Annotated in this window: 1 protein-coding gene, 1 tRNA gene and 1 pseudogene; 2 read left to right on the plus strand and 1 reads right to left on the minus strand. The window is 57.6% G+C overall.

Going from position 1 to position 2,264, the window contains the following annotated elements; genetic code table 11:
• Nucleotides 1-114 (plus strand): annotated as a pseudogene (locus BFP70_RS21265) (ATP-binding protein); the annotation flags it as partial.
• Nucleotides 115-544: 430 nt separating this feature from the next.
• Nucleotides 545-621 (plus strand) — tRNA-Arg (locus BFP70_RS17520).
• Nucleotides 622-718: 97 nt separating this feature from the next.
• Here the strand turns inward: BFP70_RS17520 and BFP70_RS17525 are convergent.
• A complete protein-coding gene (locus tag BFP70_RS17525) occupies nt 719-2,185 on the minus strand; it encodes a hypothetical protein (protein ID WP_141693253.1) in 1,467 nt (488 codons plus the stop codon).
• Nucleotides 2,186-2,264 lie beyond the last annotated feature (79 nt).

The raw sequence follows: 2,264 nt of genomic DNA on the forward strand, positions 1-2,264 counted from the left end.
CTTACCCACCGCTGCCACATCCTCGAAACTGGCAACGACAGCTACCGCTTCAAGGCCAGCTCCGAGTCTGCAAAGAAAACACGAAAGGAGACCAAAACGTTGACCCCGTCATAGACCGCGGCACATAACTGAGGGTGGGTCAAATCTCGGTGAAAATACCGGGTCAGTTCTCAGTGACAATCAACAGGATAGCGTTTCAAGTTTCGACATGGTGCAAGTTTTTTCTATAATATGAACGATATTAGCAGCCAAAATTCACGTGGGAAAACTGGCTAGTTATATATAAGTCGCCATTATTTCGCTGAGTGCGGCAGGGCAGGGGGGCGGCGCTAGGGCGAAAACACCAGCAAAGACAGGTATGATTATCTTGCGTAATGCGTGGGTGGCGGTTAAACCTCAACCGCTTTGCACCGCCTAGAGGCAGCCCGATAGAGCAGGGTTCTCGTAGCCGAAAATATTGGGTCAGAAGACGACAGAAATACAGACGGTTATGGAAACGTCAGCGGCTTGCACACCGTTTTCCGAACCGTTATCAAAGAGCCACGGTCCCGTAGCTCAACTGGATAGAGCACCTGACTTCTAATCAGGATGTTGGGGGTTCGAGTCCTCCCGGGATCGCCAACACATTTTTAATTGTGTGCCAATGCACCATAAGCTTGCACGAAATGGCGTTTTTCCATGCACCCCCCTGTCAAGAACTATTTTCAGGGCATCGTGCTTAACGTTTGGCCAGATAATCCGTGATGGCAGGCATGCTCTCGTTCCGTAGATAGATCGGCCCCGCATCCAACCCATTCGGCCGGAATGGCGTCACGCTCGCCGCCGAGAACACCGCGAAGATGGTGTTGCGATGCAGCCCCGTCTCCTCAGCAATCATCGTCGGCGTTACGAATCGCTGCCGGAAAGCTGCGATCTCCTTGTCCGACATCATCCACTGCAAGCGCGCTGTTTTAACGCTTTTGACCTGAGTGGCTGGAACACGGCCCGCTTCGATCAGCGAGATGAAGGCCGCATAGTCCCTCAGCCCGATCGAGCGGGCAAAAGCTGCTGCAGCCGTCAGCGGTTCTTGGAGCTCTTCCAGAGCGGCGAGCTCGACGACGATCCCATGATAGCCAAAGACCTCCGGCCGCTTCTTGGGCTGGAGGCGCCCCTCGCGGATCGCGGCTATGATCCGCGCAACTGGAAGACCCACCTGCTTGCTTGCAAGGTGGATGGATTCCCAGCCAGATGTGCCAGCAGGAACCTGCGTCGCCGTATGTTCCAGATCTTGCAGCAGCGTCAAGCCATCAGGAAGGTGCCAGGGGTTCTTGACCGTCTCGAGCTTCGATCTCGGCGCCAACACGCCTTCTGCCACCAAGGCCCTGAATTCCGTCAGTGTTGCCCCTATGCCGTCGCGCATGGCCTTCGGACCGACCCGGGTCGCGATCTCGTCCAGCAGCTCCGCATGGATCCGCGCATCGAAAATTTTGCGTGATGGCAGGCGTTGGTCGCCTTCCGCGAAAACGCCGGCTTCGGTCAAGAGTGCGTCCAGAAGTCCCGGAACGATCTTCATTTCCTGCGAAGCGCTCAAAAGCGAATGCACCTGCCGCTCCTCAAGCGGCTGGCCGAGCAGGGGCTCACCTGCCGCAAGCGGCCACATCCGGATGACATGCGCACGCAGAAGCGCACGAAACGTATCGAAGTCTGAATCGTCACGATAGATATATTCAAGCTTGTCGAACAGGGCGCCAAAGGCGCGGCGGCTTACATCCGGATCTCCATCGTCAGCCGTACTCAGGATGTTGAAGGCGTCCTTGATCGCAATCGGGCCAGCCGAAGCGTATCGGAAGCCGAGCGCTCTGGCGGACCAATCATCCTCAGCCAGACCCTGAGCGCGCTGGAGTTCTGCCCCTAGCAATCCGCAAAATGTCATCGCGGCAAAGAGCGACTGCCCCGCTAGCCATGTCTGATCCCCGCGGCCCGACAGGCGGTCATCAAGCCAGCGATCATAAGGGGTCGGCTCGATCAGTGGCTGATCCAGCCGACCGTCGCGCAGATCCGGCCAGATCGCGGTCAGCCGCGCGCCGATATCTTCCCGCACAATCGGTGTGGTCTCCTGCCAGAGCGGCACCAGCATGTGCTTATGCTCCACGCAAACATGGACACCGCGACAGAGCCAACTGCCCTGCATGACCATCTTGCGCAAAGGCGGTCGCTCATCCTTGCTGTCGCCGCGCAGACAGATCGGACAACCACGGATGATCGGGTTGCGCAAAGCCCGCGAC

Origin of the sequence: Thioclava sp. SK-1 (assembly GCF_001705665.1) — a bacterium.
Classification (GTDB): Bacteria; Pseudomonadota; Alphaproteobacteria; order Rhodobacterales; family Rhodobacteraceae; genus Thioclava.